The organism is Candidatus Schmidhempelia bombi str. Bimp, assembly GCF_000471645.3.
GTDB classification, from domain to species: domain Bacteria; phylum Pseudomonadota; class Gammaproteobacteria; order Enterobacterales; family Orbaceae; genus Utexia; species Utexia bombi.
On the sequence record NZ_AWGA01000015.1, the window covers coordinates 1 to 21,643 of the forward strand.

The 21,643-nt window shown below is 37.8% G+C and carries 18 protein-coding genes and 1 pseudogene; 4 read left to right on the plus strand and 15 right to left on the minus strand.

What is annotated here, in order from left to right; genetic code table 11:
- Positions 1 to 46: 46 nt before the first annotated feature.
- The 9 genes and pseudogenes from O970_RS01660 to tsaE form a co-directional block, all read right to left on the minus strand.
- A complete protein-coding gene (locus O970_RS01660) occupies positions 47 to 1,345 on the minus strand; it encodes an adenylosuccinate synthase (RefSeq protein ID WP_024495450.1) in 1,299 nt (432 codons plus the stop codon).
- Between the two features lie 29 nt (positions 1,346 to 1,374).
- Positions 1,375 to 2,337 carry a protease modulator HflC gene (gene hflC / locus O970_RS01665; protein WP_024495451.1) on the minus strand — a complete coding sequence of 321 codons (963 nt, stop codon included), beginning with the start codon at positions 2,335 to 2,337 and terminating at the stop codon, positions 1,375 to 1,377.
- Positions 2,338 to 2,351: 14 nt separating this feature from the next.
- Entirely contained in the window at positions 2,352 to 3,551 is a 1,200-nt protein-coding gene (hflK, locus tag O970_RS01670; RefSeq protein WP_024495452.1) for an FtsH protease activity modulator HflK, read from the minus strand.
- A 23-nt stretch (positions 3,552 to 3,574) separates the two neighbouring features.
- Positions 3,575 to 4,864, minus strand: coding sequence for a ribosome rescue GTPase HflX (gene hflX, locus O970_RS01675; protein WP_024495453.1), 1,290 nt, complete (start codon positions 4,862 to 4,864; stop codon positions 3,575 to 3,577).
- 35 nt (positions 4,865 to 4,899) lie between these two features.
- Positions 4,900 to 5,172, minus strand: a complete 273-nt coding sequence (gene hfq, locus O970_RS01680) for an RNA chaperone Hfq (RefSeq protein ID WP_024495454.1) — start codon at positions 5,170 to 5,172, stop codon at positions 4,900 to 4,902.
- 231 nt (positions 5,173 to 5,403) lie between these two features.
- Positions 5,404 to 6,345, minus strand: coding sequence for a tRNA (adenosine(37)-N6)-dimethylallyltransferase MiaA (gene miaA / locus O970_RS01685; RefSeq protein ID WP_036562261.1), 942 nt, complete (start codon positions 6,343 to 6,345; stop codon positions 5,404 to 5,406).
- Between the two features lie 2 nt (positions 6,346 to 6,347).
- Complete coding sequence (gene mutL / locus O970_RS01690; protein WP_024495456.1) at positions 6,348 to 8,309, minus strand: DNA mismatch repair endonuclease MutL; 1,962 nt, start codon at positions 8,307 to 8,309, stop codon at positions 6,348 to 6,350.
- A gap of 20 nt (positions 8,310 to 8,329) precedes the next feature.
- Positions 8,330 to 9,040, minus strand: a pseudogene (locus O970_RS01695) (N-acetylmuramoyl-L-alanine amidase); the annotation flags it as partial.
- Between the two features lie 70 nt (positions 9,041 to 9,110).
- Positions 9,111 to 9,593 carry a tRNA (adenosine(37)-N6)-threonylcarbamoyltransferase complex ATPase subunit type 1 TsaE gene (gene tsaE / locus O970_RS01700; protein ID WP_024495458.1) on the minus strand — a complete coding sequence of 161 codons (483 nt, stop codon included), beginning with the start codon at positions 9,591 to 9,593 and terminating at the stop codon, positions 9,111 to 9,113.
- Between the two features lie 253 nt (positions 9,594 to 9,846).
- Between tsaE and tusB the strand changes: the two genes are divergently transcribed.
- Positions 9,847 to 10,134, plus strand: coding sequence for a sulfurtransferase complex subunit TusB (gene tusB / locus O970_RS01705; RefSeq protein ID WP_024495459.1), 288 nt, complete (start codon positions 9,847 to 9,849; stop codon positions 10,132 to 10,134).
- A 52-nt stretch (positions 10,135 to 10,186) separates the two neighbouring features.
- Here the strand turns inward: tusB and O970_RS01710 are convergent, their stop codons facing one another.
- Both O970_RS01710 and ung read right to left on the minus strand, forming a co-directional pair.
- Positions 10,187 to 11,425, minus strand: a complete 1,239-nt coding sequence (locus tag O970_RS01710) for a mechanosensitive ion channel family protein (protein ID WP_024495460.1) — start codon at positions 11,423 to 11,425, stop codon at positions 10,187 to 10,189.
- 219 nt (positions 11,426 to 11,644) lie between these two features.
- Positions 11,645 to 12,322 carry a uracil-DNA glycosylase gene (gene ung / locus O970_RS01715; protein WP_024495461.1) on the minus strand — a complete coding sequence of 226 codons (678 nt, stop codon included), beginning with the start codon at positions 12,320 to 12,322 and terminating at the stop codon, positions 11,645 to 11,647.
- Positions 12,323 to 12,501: 179 nt separating this feature from the next.
- On the opposite strand from ung, the gene grcA reads away from it, so the two are divergent.
- Positions 12,502 to 12,885 carry an autonomous glycyl radical cofactor GrcA gene (gene grcA, locus O970_RS01720; protein ID WP_024495462.1) on the plus strand — a complete coding sequence of 128 codons (384 nt, stop codon included), beginning with the start codon at positions 12,502 to 12,504 and terminating at the stop codon, positions 12,883 to 12,885.
- 393 nt (positions 12,886 to 13,278) lie between these two features.
- Here grcA and dnaJ read toward each other — a convergent pair whose 3' ends face one another.
- Both dnaJ and dnaK read right to left on the minus strand, forming a co-directional pair.
- On the minus strand, positions 13,279 to 14,406 hold the full coding sequence (dnaJ, locus tag O970_RS01725; RefSeq protein WP_024495463.1) for a molecular chaperone DnaJ: 1,128 nt from the start codon (positions 14,404 to 14,406) through the stop codon (positions 13,279 to 13,281).
- A 163-nt stretch (positions 14,407 to 14,569) separates the two neighbouring features.
- Positions 14,570 to 16,486 carry a molecular chaperone DnaK gene (dnaK, locus tag O970_RS01730; RefSeq protein WP_024495464.1) on the minus strand — a complete coding sequence of 639 codons (1,917 nt, stop codon included), beginning with the start codon at positions 16,484 to 16,486 and terminating at the stop codon, positions 14,570 to 14,572.
- A gap of 308 nt (positions 16,487 to 16,794) precedes the next feature.
- Between dnaK and satP the strand changes: the two genes are divergently transcribed.
- Both satP and typA read left to right on the plus strand, forming a co-directional pair.
- The gene (gene satP / locus O970_RS01735) at positions 16,795 to 17,373 is read left to right on the plus strand and encodes an acetate uptake transporter (RefSeq protein ID WP_024495465.1); all 579 of its coding nucleotides are present in this window, start codon (positions 16,795 to 16,797) and stop codon (positions 17,371 to 17,373) included.
- Between the two features lie 341 nt (positions 17,374 to 17,714).
- On the plus strand, positions 17,715 to 19,541 hold the full coding sequence (gene typA / locus O970_RS01740; protein WP_024495466.1) for a translational GTPase TypA: 1,827 nt from the start codon (positions 17,715 to 17,717) through the stop codon (positions 19,539 to 19,541).
- 130 nt (positions 19,542 to 19,671) lie between these two features.
- On the opposite strand, the gene serA is transcribed toward typA, so the two are convergent.
- Both serA and rpiA read right to left on the minus strand, forming a co-directional pair.
- Positions 19,672 to 20,913 carry a phosphoglycerate dehydrogenase gene (serA, locus tag O970_RS01745; RefSeq protein ID WP_024495467.1) on the minus strand — a complete coding sequence of 414 codons (1,242 nt, stop codon included), beginning with the start codon at positions 20,911 to 20,913 and terminating at the stop codon, positions 19,672 to 19,674.
- A gap of 5 nt (positions 20,914 to 20,918) precedes the next feature.
- A complete protein-coding gene (rpiA, locus tag O970_RS01750; RefSeq protein WP_024495468.1) occupies positions 20,919 to 21,605 on the minus strand; it encodes a ribose-5-phosphate isomerase RpiA in 687 nt (228 codons plus the stop codon).
- Positions 21,606 to 21,643: the final 38 nt, after the last annotated feature.

Here is a 21,643-nt window from a genome sequence, read left to right on the forward strand (position 1 = left end):
CCGCCATATAGGCGGTTTTATCTTTTTCTTATTGAATATTACACGATTAAACCGTAAATGGATCGCGTAAAATTATTGTTTCGTTGCGATCTGGTCCAGTTGAGATAATATCAATTGGCGTTTCGGTTAAGGCCTCAATACGCTTAATATAGGCTTTGGCCGCCGCGGGTAAGTCATCATAATTTTTAACGCCAAATGTCGATTCACTCCACCCTGGCATGATTTCATAAACCGGTTCAACTAAATGCCATTCGTCAGCTGAAGAAGGGGCTGTTTCGGTGATTTCGCCGTTAGGTAAACGATAACCAACGCACAATTTTACTTCTTTTAATCCATCTAACACATCAAGTTTTGTTAAGCAAAAACCCGATACCGAATTAAGTAATACCGCTTTGCGAATAGCAACAATATCTAACCATCCAGTACGACGACGGCGCCCAGTGGTTGCTCCAAATTCATTACCTTGTTTACATAAGTATTCGCCTGTTTCATCAAATAATTCGGTTGGGAAAGGACCAGCACCAACTCGAGTTGAATAAGCTTTGACAATACCTAATACGTAACCCACATAACGTGGACCAAAGCCCGAGCCAGTAGCAACCCCACCAGCAGTCGTATTTGATGACGTTACATAAGGATAAGTACCGTGATCAATGTCTAATAAAGTACCTTGGGCACCTTCAAACATAATATACTCACCATTTTTACGTGCTTTTTCAAGCAACTTAGGTACATCAGCAATCATTGCAATAAGCGTATCAGCGATGTTCATCATATTATCAAGCACTGTTTGGTAATCAATCGCTTCTACTTTATAATAATGAACTAATTGATAATTATGATAGTCCATTACTTCTTTTAATTTTTGTGCAAAACTGTCGCGATCAAGCAGATCCCCAACACGTAGACCCCGTCTAGCCACTTTATCTTCATAAGCAGGCCCAATGCCACGACCGGTAGTACCAATGGCTTTACTTCCGCGTGCTGCTTCTCGTGCCTTATCTAATGCAACATGATAAGGCAAAATCAATGGACACGCTTCAGAAATAAGTAAACGTTCTCGAACAGGGATCCCACGCTCTTCAAGAGCCGACATCTCTGTCATTAGTGCTTCTGGAGATAAAACTACCCCATTAGCAATGACACTAATGACATTTTTTCTTAAGATACCAGATGGGATAAGATGCAATACTGTTTTTTCACCATTGATAACTAAAGTATGACCCGCATTGTGGCCACCTTGATAACGGACTACATATTTTGCTTTTTCTGTTAACAGATCAACAACTTTTCCCTTACCTTCATCGCCCCATTGCGCACCTAAAACCACAACATTATTATTCATAAGTTTGTTCTCATCTAAAATCGTATCTACTATTTCTCTTTTGAAAGTTTCATATAACGGAAAAATTCACTATCTGGTGATATAACCATTACATCATTACCAGAAAAGCTTTGTTCATATGCTTTCAGACTTCGAATAAAACTAAAGAAATCTTTATCTTTATTGAATGCATCAGCATAGAGTTTAGCCGCATTCGCATCACCTTCACCGCGAATCATTCTCGATTGTCGTTCCGCTTCTGAGATAATTTGTGTCGCATGTAAATTTGCTTTAGCTCTTGTCTCTTCCGCTTCTCTAATACCTTGGTAACGTTGTTCACGAGCCACAACTTCACGCTCAGCACTCATCCGTGCATAAATGGATTCAGATACTTCTGGTGGGAAATTAATTTGTTTAATTCGTACATCAATCACTTCTACCCCAAAAGCACGCATGCTTGTACGAGATTCATCAAAGCTATTGAGATGATCACTTGAATCAACGTCACTCTGTTTCAGGTCATCCGTTCTATTCGTCCCATTTAGTGCATCTTTAACATCTAGCATTAGTGAATTACGCGATTTAGTCTCATCATTGGAATCATTAATGATATCTTTAATATCAAGTTTACCAATTTCCGCGCGTAAACGACCATTTAAACGTGCTAATAATAAATTTTCAACACTATAGCCACCCGCAATCGCCTCGTAATATCGATTAAAATCGACTATTTTCCACTGGACAAAATAATCAACAATAAGATCTTTCTTTTCGCGAGTAATAAATTTTTGTTCACGTGAGTTTTGTTTATTGGAACTATCTGTGGTTCTAATTTTAGCATCAATAATTTTAACGCGATCTAAGCCAGGTATTTTAAAATTTAAGCCTGGTTTAGATAAATCAATAATCTTATTAAATCGCAACACAACACCACGCGTCCCCTCTTCGACAACATATATCGTTGAGAAAAAGACACCAACTAAGATAACCAGTGCCGGTAATAATTTACGCATTTTTCTTTCCTTCCTTATCGACTTGAATTGGTACGCGTGGTAGTCGTTGTTCGCGTTGTATTATTGTTTATTACGGGTGTAGATGTTTTAACATGATCGGATAGTACTTTTCTATCTGTGTTGGTGTTATTTAGCGCTGGCGCAGAGTTTGGTACGGCTTGATCTGAAACTAAGCCTTGTGTTTGATTGAATGATTTATTTTTTAGCAATTGATCTAAGGGTAAGACCATTAAATTATTGCTTTGATCATTCACTAAAACTTTGTTGGTTGCGGATAATACTTTTTCCATTGTTTCAAGATATAAGCGTTCACGTGTGATTTCTGGTGCTTGACGGTATTCCGGTAACAATTTTTCGAAACGCGCCACATCCCCTTGTGCTTCTAATTCAACTTTTATTTTATAAGCATTTGCATCAGCTAAAATGCGAGCTGCATGACCTTCGGCTTGTTGTTGTAACTGAACTTTATCTGCATTTGCTTTGTTAATTTCACGCTCTCGATCCTCACGGGCTTTAATTGCATCATTAAATGCATCTTGAACTTCCTCTGGCGGTCGAGCTGATTGGAAGTTTAAATCCACAATGGTGATCCCCATGTCATAATGGGAAATAATACGAATTAACCCTTCTTTAGTACGATTTTCTAAATCCGCGCGACCACTAGTTAAAATATCATCCATTTGTGAACTACCAATTTCAGTACGTAGCGCACTATCGGCAGCTTGGCGTAAACTATCCTCAACATTTGTGACATTAAACAAATATTTAATTGGATTAGTGACGCGATATTGTACGTTCATTTCCACAAAAACCAAATTTTCTCCTGCCGTGACCATGAAGCCTTGTACATTAAAACTACGTGTCCCTTTGATATCGACAGGATAAACTTTATCGATTAATGGTGGGCTCCAATTCAAACCTGGTTCAATGATTTTTTGTTGTACTTGACCAAATCGAGTTACTACGCCGCGTTGACTTTGATTAATGGTATAAAATCCATTAAAAAACCAAAGCACAATAATTACACTCAAAATAATTAAAGCAATAACAGATAGATTCAGTGGTTGCACGCCACCTGAGTGATTATTACCGCCTTTATGTAAAATTTTCTTAAATCGATCAAATGGCTTTGTCGTTGACTGATTTGTTTTCTGTTTATTATTTCCCCATGGATCATTATTTTGTCCGTTATTTCCGGGCTGATTCCACGCCATATATAACTCCACTATATTAATAATTAATTGTACTTTGTCACAAAATGTACTAATTCTGGTGCTTGCTTACAGAGTTTATTCCATTCTATTTGTGGAATACGAATCTGCAAATTAAAACAACCATCATCATCAATTGATTCTGCTATAACCGTTTGTAATTGATAAAAACGGCTTCGTAATTTTGCCTTATCAGGGGGTAAGCTTAATTGACAGTTCTTTATTTGTCTAGCAAGTAATTCTGCTAGGCAGAGAAATAGTAACTCTATCCCTATACCTTGGTGAGCTGATAACCAAACCCGTATTGGTTTACCTTCTTGATCACGATCGATTCTTGGTGCAAAGTCAGGTAATAAATCAATTTTATTCATGACCTGTAATATCGGTACATCGTTGGCTTCAATATCAATAAGAACTTCATCAACCGAGGCAATATTATCTAATAAATTGTTATCAGCCGCATCAATAATGTGTAATAGTAACGTCGCTTCGCGTGTTTCTTGTAATGTGGCCTTAAACGCAGCCACTAAGTCATGAGGTAGGTGGCGAATAAAACCAACTGTATCGACAAGTACTGATTCACCAACATCATCAATATGAATACGGCGTAAGGTAGGATCTAGGGTCGCGAAAAGCTGATCAGCCGCATAAACTTGCGCACCAGTTATACTATTGAAAAGGGTTGATTTACCAGCATTGGTATAACCAACTAGGGAAATCGTTGGAATATCAGCTTTAGCACGAGACTGTCTTCCTTGTTCTCGCTGTTTTTCAACTTTCGCTAACCGCGATAAAATTAATTGAATTCGTTGACGTAATAGTCGTCTATCGGTTTCAAGCTGGGTTTCACCCGGTCCACGTAAACCAATCCCCCCTTTTTGCCGTTCAAGATGTGTCCACCCTCGAACTAAGCGAGTCGATAAATGGCGCAATTGCGCTAATTCAACTTGTAATTTCCCTTCATGAGTTCGAGCGCGTTGTGCAAAAATATCTAAGATCAATCCAGTTCGATCAATGACTCGACATTGACAAAGTTGTTCAAGATTACGTTCTTGCGCTGGCGTTAAAGCATGGTTGACTAAAATCACCGATGCTTGGCACGCCTTAGCCGCATCGGCAATTTCTTGGGCTTTACCTACGCCAACAAAATATTTAGCTTGAGGGGTATTTCTTGAAGTTGTAACGATACTGAGAATTTCAATCTGAGCTGAGGTGACCAGCACCTCAAACTCGTTTAAATCCTCTATATCATTTTCCTGAGGGAAAAAAACATGCACTAGTAAGGCTTTTTCTCCACCTTCGTAGCGATCAAACAATCAATTCCCCCAATTAAAATGAAACGGTCAAATCTTTACAGATTATGCTCATTATCACCCATGTTTTGTTGTTCTACATTTTGTCCCGTACCACTAGTCAATGATACAGGTCGCGATGGTACCACAGTAGAAATAGCATGCTTGTATACCATCTGACTTACCGTATTTTTTAGCAAAATAACAAACTGATCAAATGATTCAATCTGTCCTTGTAATTTGATACCATTAACAAGATAAATTGAAACAGGAACATGTTCGCGACGTAAAATATTTAAATATGGATCTTGTAAAGATTGCCCTTTTGACATTATATTCTTCCCTTAATTGATAACCACTATACCTATTCATGATACCGTATCAATAATAACACAGCCACAAATTAACATAATTTTTTCCAATCGCAAACAGCCTAAATAAAATTTAAGCATAAAATAGTAAAATTAAAGTTGAAAACGACGGCTATGTCGACAAAAGTACCAGTATAAACCTAATTACAGGCTTATTATACGCTTAGTTGTTGATGTTGCGTAAACTTATTACTAATTTAAAAAATTAGTATTAATAAACTGACTTATTTGGGTTAACGCTGCATCAAGTTGTTCACTTTCCAGCCACGTTACATCGTGCCAGCTCCGTAGCCAAGTGATTTGTCTTTTCGCTAACTGACGCGTTGCACAAACGCTTTTAAATACCATTTCGTCATAATTTATTTCACCTAAAAGGTATTCCCACATTTGACGATAACCGACACAACGTATTGAAGGTAAATTTAGATGTAAATCACCTCGAGACATTAATGCTGAAACCTCAGACTCAAAATCTTGCTCAAGCATAAGATGAAATCGCTGTTCAATACGCTCATGTAATAAAACACGCGACGTTGGGGCGATAGCAAACTGCTTGACTTGATATGGCAGCTTTTCGCCACTATTTTGTGTTAATTCGGTCAATGATTTGCCAGAAATCAGATAAACCTCTAATGCGCGATTTAAACGCTGAGGGTCGTTAGGATGAATTCGCTGCGCCGAAACGGGATCAATTTGCTTTAAACGTTCATGTATCGCTTGCCAACCGAAAGCGTTAGCTTCATCTTCAATTTGCTTACGGATCTGCTGATTTGCCGCAGGTAACGGCGAAAGTCCTTCCAATAAGGCTTTGAAATAAAGCATCGTCCCTCCCACTAATAGTGGAATCCGCCCTGCGGCAAAGCTTTGTTCTATTTCATGTAATGCGTCACGGCGAAAATCGGCCACCGAATAACTCTCTGCGGGATCAAGAATATCAATTAATTTATGCGGATAGCTATTCAATTCAGTAGGTGTCGGCTTAGCCGTACCGATATCCATATGACGATAAATCAGTGCTGAATCAACGCTGATAATATCAATAGGATACTTATCGTAAAGTGCCATCGCCAGTGCGGTTTTACCTGAGGCCGTTGGCCCCATTAGTGTAATAATCTGTTTTTGTTTAACTAACATCTTTATTTAATTTCAATCTGGTTTATAAAATGCTGTTGGAAAATCGTTATTAATGGTTGTAATTCAATTTTCTGTAGTAGTGGGGCTAGTTCCGCGGTGACAATAACGTCTTGTTCAAGTTCGGTTAATAAGCTAATTACTTGGGCTTGCGTCCAGTGAGTGGTGGATTTATTCGCTTGATTAAATTGATAAAGTTGCGTTGCTAGCCATTTGGCAACATCAGCAGTACTTAAATCTGGCTGATTATCGTTTTGCGTTAAATAATGAAGTAAATTTGGTAGCAATTGCTGCCAATTGATATTTCTTAGTAATAAAGGTACTTCATTTAATTGTAGTTTTTGCTTATCTAATACAAAAATAATATTAAGCTCGTGTAGCAATGCCTGATATTTCAGCCATAATTTATTTTCGTTTTGACTAAATAATAGTGTTAATGGCACTAATAATTTTTCAGCAGATGAACCAATTTGAGCCAATAATTTTGCTTTATATAAGGTCAATTCCGCTAAGGGTAATGAAAGTAATTGGAGTTCCTGATCCTGTTCTAATACTGCATATTCTGTGCCATACAAAGTCAATATCTTACCCAATTTAATTTGCTGCTCTGATGAGAGTATAATCGATGCGTCAGCCTGTAAACGTAATGGTTGTTGCCGTTCAGGAAAAAGCGGATTAGCAGAGCGTGATTGATGTTCATCTTGGGTGTCATCGGTCTGTGTTGATACAGTATCATTATCAACCGTAGGGATCGGTTTGTTTGTCGATACCATTGCGCTATCAAATAAAGTCTGATAAAGCCGATTCTCTTGGCGAGTGCTGCGCGTCTGTCCGTTGAAAACCTCGTTTAAATGTGTGGCTAAAGCAGGTTTAGTCGGTTTGTCATGATAATCAAAAATATTATTACCTGCCGCTACTCGATTCGTAGGTAATGATACCACCGTTGTGGTATCGGCAACAGGGATAAGATGAGTTTCTTGCTCAGAATGCGACGCTATTGCCATCATCAATGCTTGATAAACAAAATCATGGACTAATCTTGCTTCATGAAAGCGGACCTCATATTTAGCGGGATGAACATTCACATCAACTTGCGCTGGATCAATTTGTAAATAAATAACATAAGCGATCTTGTCACTATTCATTTGATTTACATAAGCTTGACGAATAGCATGGGTCAGTAAGCGATCTTTAACAATTCGATTATTGACATAGAAATATTGTTGCTCACTTTCGGTTTGGGGATTGACCCAACCTTCAATTTTTAAATCATCATGTTGCCATTCCAATTTTATGGCATTTTGCATAAAACCAGTACCACAAATTGAGGCTACACGTTTCTCTAATTGGCTATCATCATTAACCGCGCGATATTGACGAACTAATTTGTGATTATGCTGTAATTGAATCGTGATAGTAGGGCAAGCTAACGCAATACGTTTGACTGTTTCATCAATATGGTTAAATTCGGTTTTATCCGTTCTTAAAAAGCGCCGTCTTGCCGGTGTATTGTAAAATAGATCAAGTACCTCGACCGTTGAACCAATAGGATGAGCCGCAGGTTTAATCGTAGTTTGCATATCACGACCTTCTGCATAAACTTGCCAAGCTTCATTTTGATCTTCCGTTTTCGAGGTTAAGGTTAAACGTGATACAGAACTAATACTTGCCAAAGCCTCACCGCGAAACCCAAGACTGACAATAGCAGATAAATCATCTAGCTCAGCAATTTTACTGGTGGCATGTCTTTTTAAGGCGAGTGTTAACTCTTCTTTGTGAATACCGCAACCATTATCTCGGATACGAATACGTTTACAACCGCCTTGTTCGACCTCAATATCAATTCGATTCGCACCAGCATCAATACTATTTTCTATCAGCTCTTTAATCACGGAGGCAGGACGTTCAACCACTTCTCCAGCAGCGATTTGATTTGCTAACTGTGGAGATAACTCTCGAATTGGCATTAATGTTTCACTCCAATGGTCGGATTTTGTTTAAGATAATGTTTAACGCCAAAATATATCGCTTTGGCAATCTTGTCTTGATGTGCCGTACTTTTTAATAATTTTTCTTCATATATGTTAGAGATAAAACCAACCTCAACGAGAACGGAAGGAATGTCTGGCGACCGCAACACACCTAGACTTGCATATTCGGGACGGGATTTATGTAATTTACCCACCTGATGCATTTCTTTTAATATCGCTTTAGCTAAGTCATAGCTCGCTCGCTGCGAATAGGAGAATTGTAAATCTAAAATCGCCTGACTTAAATAGGGATTACTTTCTTCACCGGCTAATACATCACCTGCCCCACCTAATAGTTGAGATTGCTTTTCATGTTTTTCTAACCACCGTCCAAGTTCAGTATCAGCGCGTTTTGTCGAAAGCACCCACGCCGAAATACCGCTAGCACTACTCACTGGTGCGGCATCAGCATGAATAGAAATAAGTAAAGACGCTTTGTGTTGACGTGCAATTTCCGAACGTTGAAAAACAGAAATATATTTATCGCTTGTTCGAGTTAAAACAGGTTTCATCGAATGATCATGCTTCATTAACTCTGCTAATTTTTGTGATATCGCTAATGTCACCGTTTTTTCATAAAGCTTATTTGGACCTACTGCCCCCGAATCTTTTCCGCCGTGACCGGCATCAATAGCAATCACTATTTTCTGTGCATACGCAATATTTAAAAAAAAGGATAGGATGACGATCATGCTAAAAAATTTGGTTAGGCATTTCATGTATTTCTTGATTCCTTATTTAATCCATTATATCTGCCATTATCCTTTGACCACGTTCTGTTGCCGTAGCCAATGAGATTTGGCGCTGATGATCAAAATAATCTAAGGTAATTATTAAATCTGCTGTGGGTAAAAAACCTTGAGCGCATTGTGGCCACTCTATCAAACAAATACAGCGAGTAGAAAAATAGTCACGAATCCCCATAAATTCTAACTCTTCAGGTGTGGCTAAACGATATAAATCAAAATGATAAATAGTAAAATTATCAAATTGATAGGGTTCAACTAAAGTATATGTAGGGCTTTTTACCGCGCCTTGATAACCTAATCCATGAAGAAAACCACGGCTTAAGGTCGTTTTACCTGCTCCTAAATCGCCTAACAGATAAATAATAATAGCCTGCTTTTGTTTTTTTAATTCGGTTTCACACGCTAATGCTAATTTTTTGCCAAATACTAGGGTGGCTTGCTCGTTACTTAACGTAAATTTATTCACATCAATCATAGTCTGTTTCGTATTAAATTAATTTATTATAACCAGTTACGGTTCATATTACCTAATGCACTTACCAATACTAGTATATATATTATTATTTTTAGAGAGATTAAAGATTTTTAATTAAAACATAGAGGTTGTTAACACGTTGCTAAGGCAAAATAGTGATAACTTTATTGCTAATTATTCGACAAACGAAGTAAAACAAAGTAGAGTAAACGTTCAGCATCACGTTAGCAACATTATTATTGGATCTTGTATGTTACATACCCTTTCTCATACCAGCAACTATATTGATACCCAAAATCTGTTAAACACTATTGATGAACAAGATGCCATATTGCTTTGGCAAAATGGTGTCACTATCGGTGTCAAAAATAATCCATTAATCGAATTATTACTGAATAAGTCTATCCCTATCTTAGCGTTAATCACCGATGTCGAGGCCAGAGGTCTTAAACCCATATTAATGCCACAGATTAAACTTATCGATATGGCTGAATGCGTTAAATTAACAGCACAATATTATCCCCAATTAGCGTGGTAAATGAAACAACTTTTTATTGCGTGATGCTAAATAAAAGGCATTTTAGTTATTTTCAATCAACTTTACCATTTATTTCATAAATTCTAATATCAAAAAACGACACGGACGCTAATAAATGATTCATCACCTCAGCTAAAATTGATTCATATTCGATACCATTAGTTGTTCGGGTAAAAGCAAGGATTTCTATTTTTATACCTGTTGAGGTAATGTCTAATTGCCGAACCAATATGGTTTGGCTAGAATCAATGGCTAAATGATGTTTTAAATACCATCGAGCATAGGCCATAAAAATATCAAAATTAGTTACCTGAAAAGGGCTAATCATACGACCGTCATTTATGGCTAAATTATTCTGTTGTTGCTGTCTGAATTGAGTCAGATAATCACTCACTCCACCGATAGTTTTATATTTTTCTAAATCGGTGTCATTTAAAAATCGGATATCTCGTGATACTAATATCATGGTTCGGTTGAAACGTCGACAACCTGATTCTTGCATAGTACGCCAATTTTGAAATGCTCCAGAGGCGAGCGAATAAGTAGGAACGGAGGTTAATGTATTATCATAATTCATGATTTTAACCGAAGTTAACGTAATATCTTTTACAATACCATTCGCGTTATATTGTGAGACAGTAATCCAATCTCCGATACGGATCAAATCGTTAGTTGTAATTTGGACACTACCAACGAACCCCATAATTGAGTCTTTAAAAATTAACATTAAGATGGCTGAAATCGCACCTAATGCAGTGACTACCGACCATAATGAACGATTGGTTAAAATAGAAAATGCAAACAATATACCTACACATAGCAAAATAATTTTAATCACCTGTAAGTAGCTATTAAACGGCAAAGTAGTAAATTCATCTCTTTGTCGTAATATTTCCGACAATGCATATAAGCAAACAAGCAGTAATTTAAGACTAACGTAAATGATAGTTATATCCAGTAAATGCTGGGAAAAAAACACAAAATCTGGATAATCAAGAAAGATAAAAGGAATAAGGTTTTCAATAACTGTAATTGTAAACAATAAAATAACCCACTGTACGACTCGATATTTTAATATTGCGCGAAAAAAAGCAGTATGCAATTGGGTATCGGCTTTATTCAATATCAGCCAGACCATTTTATTAGCTATTTTCTGAAATAATATACTGAACAAGACGACAGTAATCACTAAAAGTAGCATTGTGGTAAAATTGGTCCAGTGCGCAGGAATAGCGAGTCTATTTAATACCTGATGAATTAACCGATATAATTCGAGAATATGATTAGTCATATTTCAGTAATTAGGTTACGTTTGATTTAATTTTATTCTACCTAAGACGAATAAAATTAAAATAACACAAATAAATCTAATTGATTAATTTAATTTATACCATCAATTTTTTATCTTAAATTACACAAATCAAGCAAGTTAATAAATAGACATAACTCACTAAATAAAGGGTAGTTTTTTACCTGATAAAAAATTAACCCTTATTTAACATTCTGATCGTTAAGGTAAATAGGGTTGCCAATCGATCGGTGTATGCCCCTGATCAAGAATAAATTGGTTAGCTTGAGAAAAGTGGCGACAACCGAAAAATCCACGATGCGCAGAGAGTGGCGACGGGTGCACAGATGACAAAACATGGTGACGCTCACGATCAATAATTTGTCCTTTTTTTTGTGCATGAGCTCCCCATAACAAAAAAACCACCCCTTCTCGATGTCGATTAATCGCATCAATGACATGATCAGTAAAGGTTTCCCAGCCAATTTTTGCATGTGAATGTGCTCTTCCTGCTTCCACGGTTAATACCGTGTTTAATAGTAGTACCCCTTGTTGCGCCCATGAGGCTAAATAGCCATGATTTGGATAAGTAAAACCGGGTATATCTTGTTGTAACTCTTTATATATATTGACTAATGATGGTGGAGGAGTAATGCCAGGTAATACCGAAAAAGAGAGCCCGTGAGCCTGATTAGGTCCATGATAGGGATCTTGACCTAAAATAACCACTTTAATATCAGCAAACGGAGTAAAACGAAAAGCATTAAATACATCACCTTGTGGTGGATAAATCGTTTTACCCAGTGCACGCTCATTTGCTACATATTCCATAATACGTTTGAAATAGTCGAGTTCTTTCTCTTTTCCTATCACATCGTGCCAAGTTAATTGATTTGTCATTTTATCTGCCCATTTTTCAGTTATAACCTACTCATAATAACCGATTACATAGAAATATAAAGTTTAAAGGAATTATTTATCATAATAATAGTTTTTTTTGATTTTAATCAAAAACTGAAAGTGATATAGTAGGAAATAGATTATTTTTAGTTCAAATACACCTCAAAAGGAGAGTGGTTATGATTACAGGTATCCAAATTACAAAAGCTAATAATGACGCATTATTAAACTCTTTCTGGTTAATTGATAGCGATACAAACGAAGCTCGTTGTGTTGCTGCAAAATCAGTTTATAAAGAAGATCAAATTTTGCCTATGCAAGAATTAGGTCAAATCGAATATCGTGAAGTACCTATTGATGTCGCACCAACTATTAAAGTAGAAGGTGGACAACACTTAAATGTGAATGTATTACGTCGTGAAACGTTAGAAGACGCGGTTAAACACCCTGAAAACTACCCGCAATTAACTATTCGTGTTTCTGGTTATGCGGTGCGTTTTAATTCATTAACGCCAGAACAACAACGTGACGTTATTGCTCGTACTTTTACAACTAGCATTTAAGACGTTAATTATCTTATCAAGCCTGCGCCTATGTAGGCTTTTTTTATATCACTAGCACATTGATATAAAAAATAGCTGTTGCCCTTGTCATCACTTTTATTAGTTTAAGAAATTATTATTCATCTTTATTTCTTAGCACTCTATTACGCGATCTAGGTAATTATTGCCAATAAAGTATACTTCTTGCCAAAGATAGTAGTGATTACGTTTTTATCTTAGAAAAAATCAGTGTGTTAGATAGGAAAGACACCGATGTATTGTTGTAGAAAAAGATTGTGTAAGATAGGAAAATAACCCTAAATTTATTCACTATATTTACGGGTTAAGCGTCATAAAAAAACACTCTGTTAATGGGTCAAGATTAACAGAGTGATGAGTTAAATTTAATTTAAATTAACCAAAAAACGTCTTCACTTTATCAAAAAAGTTTTTCGCTTTTGGGCTATGTTTTTGACTTTTATCACTACTTAATGTATCACTAAGCTCTTTAAGCAGCTCTTTCTGACGGGCCGTTAAATCAACGGGTGTCTCAACCACGACATGGCAGAACAAATCTCCCATGCTTGAACTTCTTAACGATTTAATTCCTTTTCCACGTAAACGGAAAACTTTACTCGTCTGAGTACCAGCTGGTATCGTTAAGCTTACCCGACCATCTAGCGTTGGTACTTCAACATCCCCACCTAAAGCCGCCATAGCAATATTGATAGGCACCTCACAATGTAGATTCATACCATCACGCTCGAAGATAGCATGCTGACGTATTTGAATCTGAACATATAAATCGCCTGCTGGTGCGCCATTTTCACCGGCTTCGCCTTCTCCTGACAAACGTATACGACTACCTGTATCAACCCCAGCTGGAATATTAACGGATAATGTTTTGGTTTTTTCAATACGTCCGTCACCATGGCATTTTTTACATGGATTCTTAACAATTTTGCCGCGACCGTGACAGGTTGGACACTCTTGCTGTACTGCAAAGAAACCTTGACGCATTTGGACCACGCCACTACCATGACAGGTAGCACACGTAGTGACATCGGATGGTTTTTCTGACCCCAAACCATGGCAAACATCACATTCAACCAATGTTGGCACTCTAATTTCTTTGGCTACGCCTTTCGCCGCTTCTTCTAAGGTTAATGTGAGATTATATTGTAGATCGGCCCCGCGTGCCGCAGCTTGCTGACGACGTCCGCCACCACCAAAGAACTCACTAAAAATATCGCCAAATGCATCGCCAAAATCAGCATTGTTAAAACCACCAAAGCCACCACTGCCTGCGCCTTGTTCAAAGGCAGCATGTCCATATTGATCATAAGCAGCTTTCTTTTGTGCATCACTAAGGACTTCATACGCTTCTTTGATCTCTTTAAACTTAGCTTCGGCATTGGCTTTATCATCTTGGTTTTTATCGGGATGATATTTCATCGCTAGGCGTTTATAGGCTTTTTTTATTTCGCGCTCATTCGCATCGCGACTAACGCCTAATACTTCATAATAATCTTTCTTCGCCATATCTCACCTTAACTTATTAAGTTGTTATTTTTTAATCTATCGTATCAATCAAATTCTACTACTATGCAACAAACAGCCAAACGGGCTTGAGTCACCTCACGCCCGTTTTATTATCATTTTATCGCAAGCGGTAGCCTACAAATAAATTAAGTATAAACATTAATTATTTTTTGTCATCGTTAACTTCTTTAAAATCGGCATCAACGACGTCGTCTTGTGACTGAGCTGATTCAGCACCTTGCGTTTGCTGACCTGCACCAGCAGCTTGTTGCTGAGCAATATCAACTAACTTTTTGGATGCTTCAATTAATGCTTGTGTTTTAGCCTCAATGTCAGCCTTATCTTCACCACGCGCAGCTTTCTCTAATTCACTCGCGGCATTCTCGATGGCGGTTTTATCATCTGCCGATAATTTATCGCCCGCTTCTGAAACTTGTTTACGTGTAGAGTGAACAAGGTGATCTGCTTGGTTACGTGCTTGTGCTAATTCTTCAAATTTACGATCTGACTCAGCATTTGCTTCAGCGTCACGTACCATTTTTTGGATTTCATCTTCACTTAAGCCAGACGAAGCTTTGATCGTGATATGTTGTTCACGACCAGAATTTTTATCTTTGGCTGATACGTGTAAAATACCATCGGCATCAATATCAAATGTGACTTCAATTTGTGGCATACCACGTGGTGCTGGTTGAATACCATCTAGGTTAAATTGACCTAGCGATTTATTATCCGCCGCACGTTTACGTTCACCTTGTAGCACATGAATCGTTACCGCTGATTGATTATCTTCAGCTGTTGAGAACACTTGGCTATGTTTAGTTGGGATAGTCGTGTTTTTCTCAATTAATGATGTCATCACTCCACCCATGGTCTCAATACCAAGCGATAATGGCGTTACATCAAGTAATAATACGTCTTTAACATCACCACCAAGCACACCACCTTGTACCGCAGCACCTACAGCTACTGCTTCATCAGGGTTAACGTCTTTACGAGGTTCTTTACCAAAGAAGTCTGCAACCGCTTTTTGTACCATTGGCATACGCGTTTGACCACCAACTAAAATGACATCATTAATATCCGATACAGATAATCCAGCGTCGTTTAATGCCGTTTTAACAGGTTCAATAGAACGTTTAACTAAGTCTTCAACTAATGATTCTAATTTAGCACGAGTCACTTTAATATTTAAGTGTTTTGGACCACTTGCGTCAGCCGTAATATAAGGTAAGTTAATATCCGTTTGCTGAGCAGAAGAGAGTTCAATTTTCGCTTTTTCTGCCGCTTCTTTTAAGCGTTGCATCGCAAGTGGATCATTTTTAAGATCAAATCCTTGCTCGCGTTTAAATTCATCCACTAAGTAGTTAATTAAACGTGAATCGAAGTCTTCACCACCCAAATGGGTATCCCCATTAGTCGCTAATACTTCAAACGTTTTGTCACCATCGGCTTCGTCAATTTCAATAATGGAAATATCGAAAGTACCACCACCAAGGTCATAAACTGCAATCGTGCGATTACCCACATCTTTATCTAAACCATACGCTAATGCGGCAGCGGTAGGTTCGTTAATAATACGCTTTACATCTAAACCAGCAATACGACCCGCATCTTTTGTTGCTTGACGCTGTGCATCATTAAAGTAAGCAGGTACCGTAATAACGGCTTCAGTTACGGCTTCACCTAGATAGTCTTCAGCGGTTTTTTTCATTTTCTTAAGTACTTCTGCTGAAACTTGTGGTGGCGCAATTTTTTGCCCTTTTACTTCAACCCACGCATCACCATTGTCTGCTTTAACAATTTTGTACGGCATAATAGAAACATCGCGCTGAACTTCTGCATCTTCAAAACGACGACCGATCAAACGCTTAATTGCGAATAATGTATTTTGTGGATTGGTTACTGCTTGACGTTTAGCTGGTTGACCAACTAAAATTTCACCATCTTGTGTATAAGCAATGATCGATGGTGTGGTACGATCACCTTCTGCATTTTCTAGCACTTTGACTTGACCGCCATCCATCACTGCAACACATGAATTGGTTGTCCCTAAATCGATACCAATAATTTTACCCATAATAACATTTTCTCCTGAAAAACTGTAATTCACTCATACCTTCTATATAAGAATGGTTTTAATCTTTTCAAGTGATGAATAAACATTTTTTTATAAATAATTTGAAATCACCCGCAAAATAATCTTAACCATAAGAATAGCATTGCGCTACCAGTAACATGGGGATAGCTACACTAACATCAAGGTTAAAAACGAAAAAAATTTTAATAAACTATTGATTAGACGATTATTGCGTTTTATGATCCGCGCACAACATTTATCGGCTCAATAGCCGATATTTTTTTTATACTGTAAAACAAGGTTACATTATGCAAACAACCAAACTTGCCAATCCGGGTCCATTAGGATTAATGGGATTTGGTATGACAACCATTTTATTAAATATTCATAACGCTGGCTTTTTCCCAGTTGCAACTGCGATTGTTTCAATGGGCATTTTTTACGGCGGTTTAGCACAAGTGATCGCAGGTATTTTAGAATTCCGCAAAGGAAATACTTTCGGTACAACCGCCTTTACTTCATATGGCTTTTTCTGGATCGCATTAGTCGGTATTTGGTATTTACCAACATCACCAGCAACGGCTCCAACTGATCATACCTTCTTAGGAATTTTCTTAGCTTTATGGGGCATTTTTACTTTATTTATGTTCTTTGGTACCTTAAAAGCGAACCGAGTGGTACAATTTGTATTTGGTAGTTTAACTATCTTATTTGCTTTATTAGCTATCGGTAATATTACTGGTTGTAAAGCCGTTTTACATGTTGCTGGTTTTGAAGGTATTATCTGTGGAGCTAGCGCCATTTACTTAGCCATGGCTGAAGTTTTAAATGAACAATTCGGTCGCACCGTGTTACCTATTGGTGTCGTAAAAAATAGCGCTCATTAATTTCTAATATATAAAATCAATGACTTGATTGTCATTGATTTTATTACCGATACGATTTATCCCAGTTGATTTACCCATATTTTTCTGATTTTCCATTTATTGTTAACTTAATTAATCTGATATTGAGCGGTTAAATCGAATCTTACTATTGCCAGTAGAAGGCTAATCTTCGCTTGTTTTAGTAACTATTCTTAATGAATTTCATACCTATTTTTTTATGATAAATACGCAATAAATATCGCAATTTTAATGGTTATCCATGATTATTTTGTGATCATCGTCAACATTTATAGAAAATCAGTGTACAATATTGTGCTTACTTTATCCTTAGGATCAGAATTGTGATTGAAAATTTAAGAAATATTGCCATCATTGCCCACGTTGACCATGGTAAAACGACGTTGGTTGATAAGCTTTTACAACAGTCAGGTACCCTTGGCGAGCAACGAGGCGATGAAACTGAGCGTGTAATGGATTCCAACGCGCTAGAAAAAGAACGTGGTATTACTATTTTAGCAAAAAATACGGCGATCAAATGGAATGATTATCGAATTAATATCGTCGATACGCCAGGACACGCCGATTTTGGTGGTGAAGTAGAACGTGTTATGTCAATGGTGGATTCCGTGTTATTACTTGTTGATGCCATGGATGGTCCTATGCCACAAACACGATTTGTTACCCAAAAGGCATTTGCACACGGTTTAAAACCAATAGTAGTTATCAATAAAGTTGACCGTCCAGGTGCACGCCCTGATTGGGTGGTCGATCAAGTTTTCGATCTCTTTGTCAACTTAGGTGCAACTGACGAGCAACTTGATTTCCCAATTATCTATGCCTCAGCCTTAATGGGGATTGCTGGGGAAGATCATGAAAATATGGCTGACGATATGACGCCACTATTTGAAGCAATTGTTAAATACGTTGAACCACCAAAAGTCGATCTTGATGGTCCATTCCAGATGCAAATCTCCCAATTAGATTATAATAACTATGTTGGTGTTATCGGCATTGGTCGTATTAAACGTGGTCGTATCAAACCAAATCAGCAAATGATAATCATTGATGATAAAGGTCAAAAACGTAACGCTAAAGTGGGACAAGTTTTAGGTCATTTAGGTTTACAACGTTACGAAGCTACAGAAGCGGAAGCAGGTGATATTATTGCCTTAACAGGTTTAGGCGAATTAAATATTTCGGATACCATTTGTGATCCGAGTGCCGTTGAAGCCTTACCGGCGTTAACCGTTGATGAACCAACCGTCACCATGTTCTTTAATGTAAATAGTTCACCATTTGCAGGGAAAGAAGGGAAATTTGTAACTTCTCGTCAGATTTTAGATCGGTTGAAGAAAGAGTTAGTACATAACGTGGCCCTACGCGTTGAAGAAACGCCAGATCCTGATGCATTCCGTGTATCTGGGCGCGGTGAGTTACATCTTTCCGTTTTAATTGAAAATATGCGTCGTGAAGGTTATGAATTAGCCGTGTCACGTCCTAAAGTTATTTATCGCGAAGTTGATGGTCGCAAACAAGAACCATTCGAACAAGTGACTATTGATGTAGAAGAGCAGCACCAAGGCCCTGTCATGGAAGCATTAGGTTTACGCAAAGGTAACTTAACGAATATGCTACCTGATGGTAAAGGTCGTGTTCGCCTTGATTATGACATCCCAAGCCGTGGTTTAATTGGCTTTAGAACCGAATTTATGACCATGACATCGGGAACCGGCTTGCTTTACTCTACGTTCAGTCATTATGATGATGTTCGTCCTGGTGAAATCGGTCAGCGTATCAATGGGGTATTAATTTCTAATGGTACGGGTAAAGCGTTAGAATATGCGCTACATGGTTTACAAGATCGTGGACGTTTGTTAATTGGTCATGGTGTCGAAGTGTATGAAGGACAAATTATTGGTATTCATACTCGTTCTAACGATTTAACCGTTAACTGTTTAACCGGTAAAAAATTGACCAATATGCGTGCCTCTGGTTCCGATGAAGCGACAACGTTATCGCCACCAATCAAAATGACGCTTGAACAGTCATTAGAATTTATTGACGATGATGAGTTAGTGGAAGTAACGCCATTATCAGTTCGTATTCGTAAACGTCATTTGACCGAGAATGATCGTAAACGTGCGTTTAGAAGTGGCAATAAAGACTAATTCGTTTTGATATGAAAAACCGCAATAACGTTTTTAGCGTATTGCGGTTTTTTAATTTATTCTTGTAGAAGATAAAATAATAGCGAAAAACAGTCCAATATAGAATTCATTAATGTTATACACGTAATACTTAAAACAATAATCTTGCTCTTATTGTTCCTGTGACATTTTGTAATTTAGCTAACATCTCTTGGGCTTTGTCTCTTGTAATATGATCGACATCAATCACCACATAGCCAATATCGGCATCCGTTTGTAAATATTGTCCCGAAATATTTAGGCCTTGTTCAGCAAACAGTAAATTGATCGCATTTAATACGCCTGGTTGGTTTTTATGAATATTCATAAATCGCGATACGCCAGTTAGCGGAATCGGTAATGCCACTTCGGGAAAATTAACCGCTGATAAAGTCGATCCGCTATCTGAATATTTACTTAGTTTACTCGCGACTTCAATACCAATATTTTCTTGGGCTTCTTGAGTTGATCCACCAATATGTGGGGTTAAAATAACATTATCAAATGCCTTTAATGGGGTTTCAAATGGATCAGCATTCGTTGATGGCTCTTTTGGGAAGACATCAATTGCCGCGCCGCCAATATGACCACTATCTAGGGCACTAACTAATGCTTCAATATCCACCACACTGCCACGCGCGGCATTAATAAAAATTGTCCCACGTTTCATGTTCGCTAATTCATTGCACCCAATCATATTTTTTGTCGATGCATTTTCTGGTACATGCATTGAAATGACATCACTAATCGCAAAAAGTTCAGCTAATGAGTTAAGCTGTTTGGCATTACCTAACGGTAGTTTAGTCTCAATATCATAAAAATAGACATGCATACCCAGTGATTCGGCAAGCACACTGAGTTGACTACCAATATGTCCATAACCAATAATGCCTAGATTTTTGCCACGAGCTTCAAACGAACCCACTGCTAACTTATGCCATTGACCCCGATGGGCTTTCGCATTGGCATCCGGCACGCGGCGTAGTAGTAGGATCAGCTCACCAATCACAAGTTCCGCCACTGAACGAGTATTAGAAAATGGTGCATTAAATACAGGAATACCGTATTTAGCCGCGGCGTTGAGATCCACTTGATTGGTACCAATACAGAAACAACCAATACCTGCTAATTTTGGTGCTGCGGCTAAGATCTCCTCTGTGATCATGGTTCGAGAACGAATACCAATAAAACGCGCATCTTTAATCGCTTGTTTTAATTCTTCAGTACTCAACGCACCTTGACGATAATCGATATTGTGATAACCAGAAGCGGTTAACACGTCTACGGCACGTTGATGTATCCCTTCTAATAATAAAAACTTATTTTCATCGTTAATAACTGGCTCAATGTTCATCATATTTACTCACTTTTTATAGTATAAGAATCACCTGCTGTCACTTGCTTAACGCCAGAAGACATCCCAACCAATGCGATATCGGCACAACGATTAGCAAATAGCCCTACTGTCACCACGCCAGCTATTGAATTAATAGTATTTTCTAATTCTATGGGATTGGTGATGACTAAATTATGCACATCGATAATCACATTACCATTATCGGTAATAACATTTTGGCGATAGACAGGATTACCACCCAGTTGAATTAATTGTCGAGCAACATAAGCGCGTGCCATAGGAATGACCTCAATCGGTAATGGAAAATGACCTAAGGTATTAACCATTTTGGTTTGATCAACAATACAAATAAAAGTCTTAGCCATAGCGGCGATAATTTTTTCGCGAGTTAATGCCGCCCCCCCGCCTTTAATCATCTGCAAATTTGGATTGATCTCATCGGCACCATCCACATAAATGCCTAATGTATCAACGTCATTACAATCAAAAACGGGGATACCAAGCTGTTTTAATTTCCTTGTTGATGCCTCCGAACTCGAAACAGCGCCAACAATGTTATGCTTGATGGTGGCGAGCGCATCAATAAAATGCGAGGCAGTCGATCCCGTACCTACACCAATAATCGTATTTGGCTCAACAAATTTTAATGCCGACCAACCCACTGCTTTTTTGAGCTCATCTTGTGTCATATGTTCCCTTTTTTAAAATTTTAAAAGCAATATAGGTA

Bases quoted from the DNA above. Each gene is read 5' to 3' on its own strand.
- O970_RS01660 (WP_024495450.1), bottom strand. From the start codon at position 1,345: ATGAATAATAATGTTGTGGTTTTAGGTGCGCAATGGGGCGATGAAGGT.
- hflC (WP_024495451.1), bottom strand. From the start codon at position 2,337: ATGCGTAAATTATTACCGGCACTGGTTATCTTAGTTGGTGTCTTTTTC.
- hflK (WP_024495452.1), bottom strand. From the start codon at position 3,551: ATGGCGTGGAATCAGCCCGGAAATAACGGACAAAATAATGATCCATGG.
- hfq (WP_024495454.1), bottom strand. From the start codon at position 5,172: ATGTCAAAAGGGCAATCTTTACAAGATCCATATTTAAATATTTTACGT.
- miaA (WP_036562261.1), bottom strand. From the start codon at position 6,345: ATGTTAGTTAAACAAAAACAGATTATTACACTAATGGGGCCAACGGCC.
- mutL (WP_024495456.1), bottom strand. From the start codon at position 8,309: ATGCCAATTCGAGAGTTATCTCCACAGTTAGCAAATCAAATCGCTGCT.
- tusB (WP_024495459.1), top strand. From the start codon at position 9,847: ATGTTACATACCCTTTCTCATACCAGCAACTATATTGATACCCAAAAT.
- O970_RS01710 (WP_024495460.1), bottom strand. From the start codon at position 11,425: ATGACTAATCATATTCTCGAATTATATCGGTTAATTCATCAGGTATTA.
- ung (WP_024495461.1), bottom strand. From the start codon at position 12,322: ATGACAAATCAATTAACTTGGCACGATGTGATAGGAAAAGAGAAAGAA.
- grcA (WP_024495462.1), top strand. From the start codon at position 12,502: ATGATTACAGGTATCCAAATTACAAAAGCTAATAATGACGCATTATTA.
- dnaJ (WP_024495463.1), bottom strand. From the start codon at position 14,406: ATGGCGAAGAAAGATTATTATGAAGTATTAGGCGTTAGTCGCGATGCG.
- dnaK (WP_024495464.1), bottom strand. From the start codon at position 16,486: ATGGGTAAAATTATTGGTATCGATTTAGGGACAACCAATTCATGTGTT.
- satP (WP_024495465.1), top strand. From the start codon at position 16,795: ATGCAAACAACCAAACTTGCCAATCCGGGTCCATTAGGATTAATGGGA.
- serA (WP_024495467.1), bottom strand. From the start codon at position 20,913: ATGAACATTGAGCCAGTTATTAACGATGAAAATAAGTTTTTATTATTA.
- rpiA (WP_024495468.1), bottom strand. From the start codon at position 21,605: ATGACACAAGATGAGCTCAAAAAAGCAGTGGGTTGGTCGGCATTAAAA.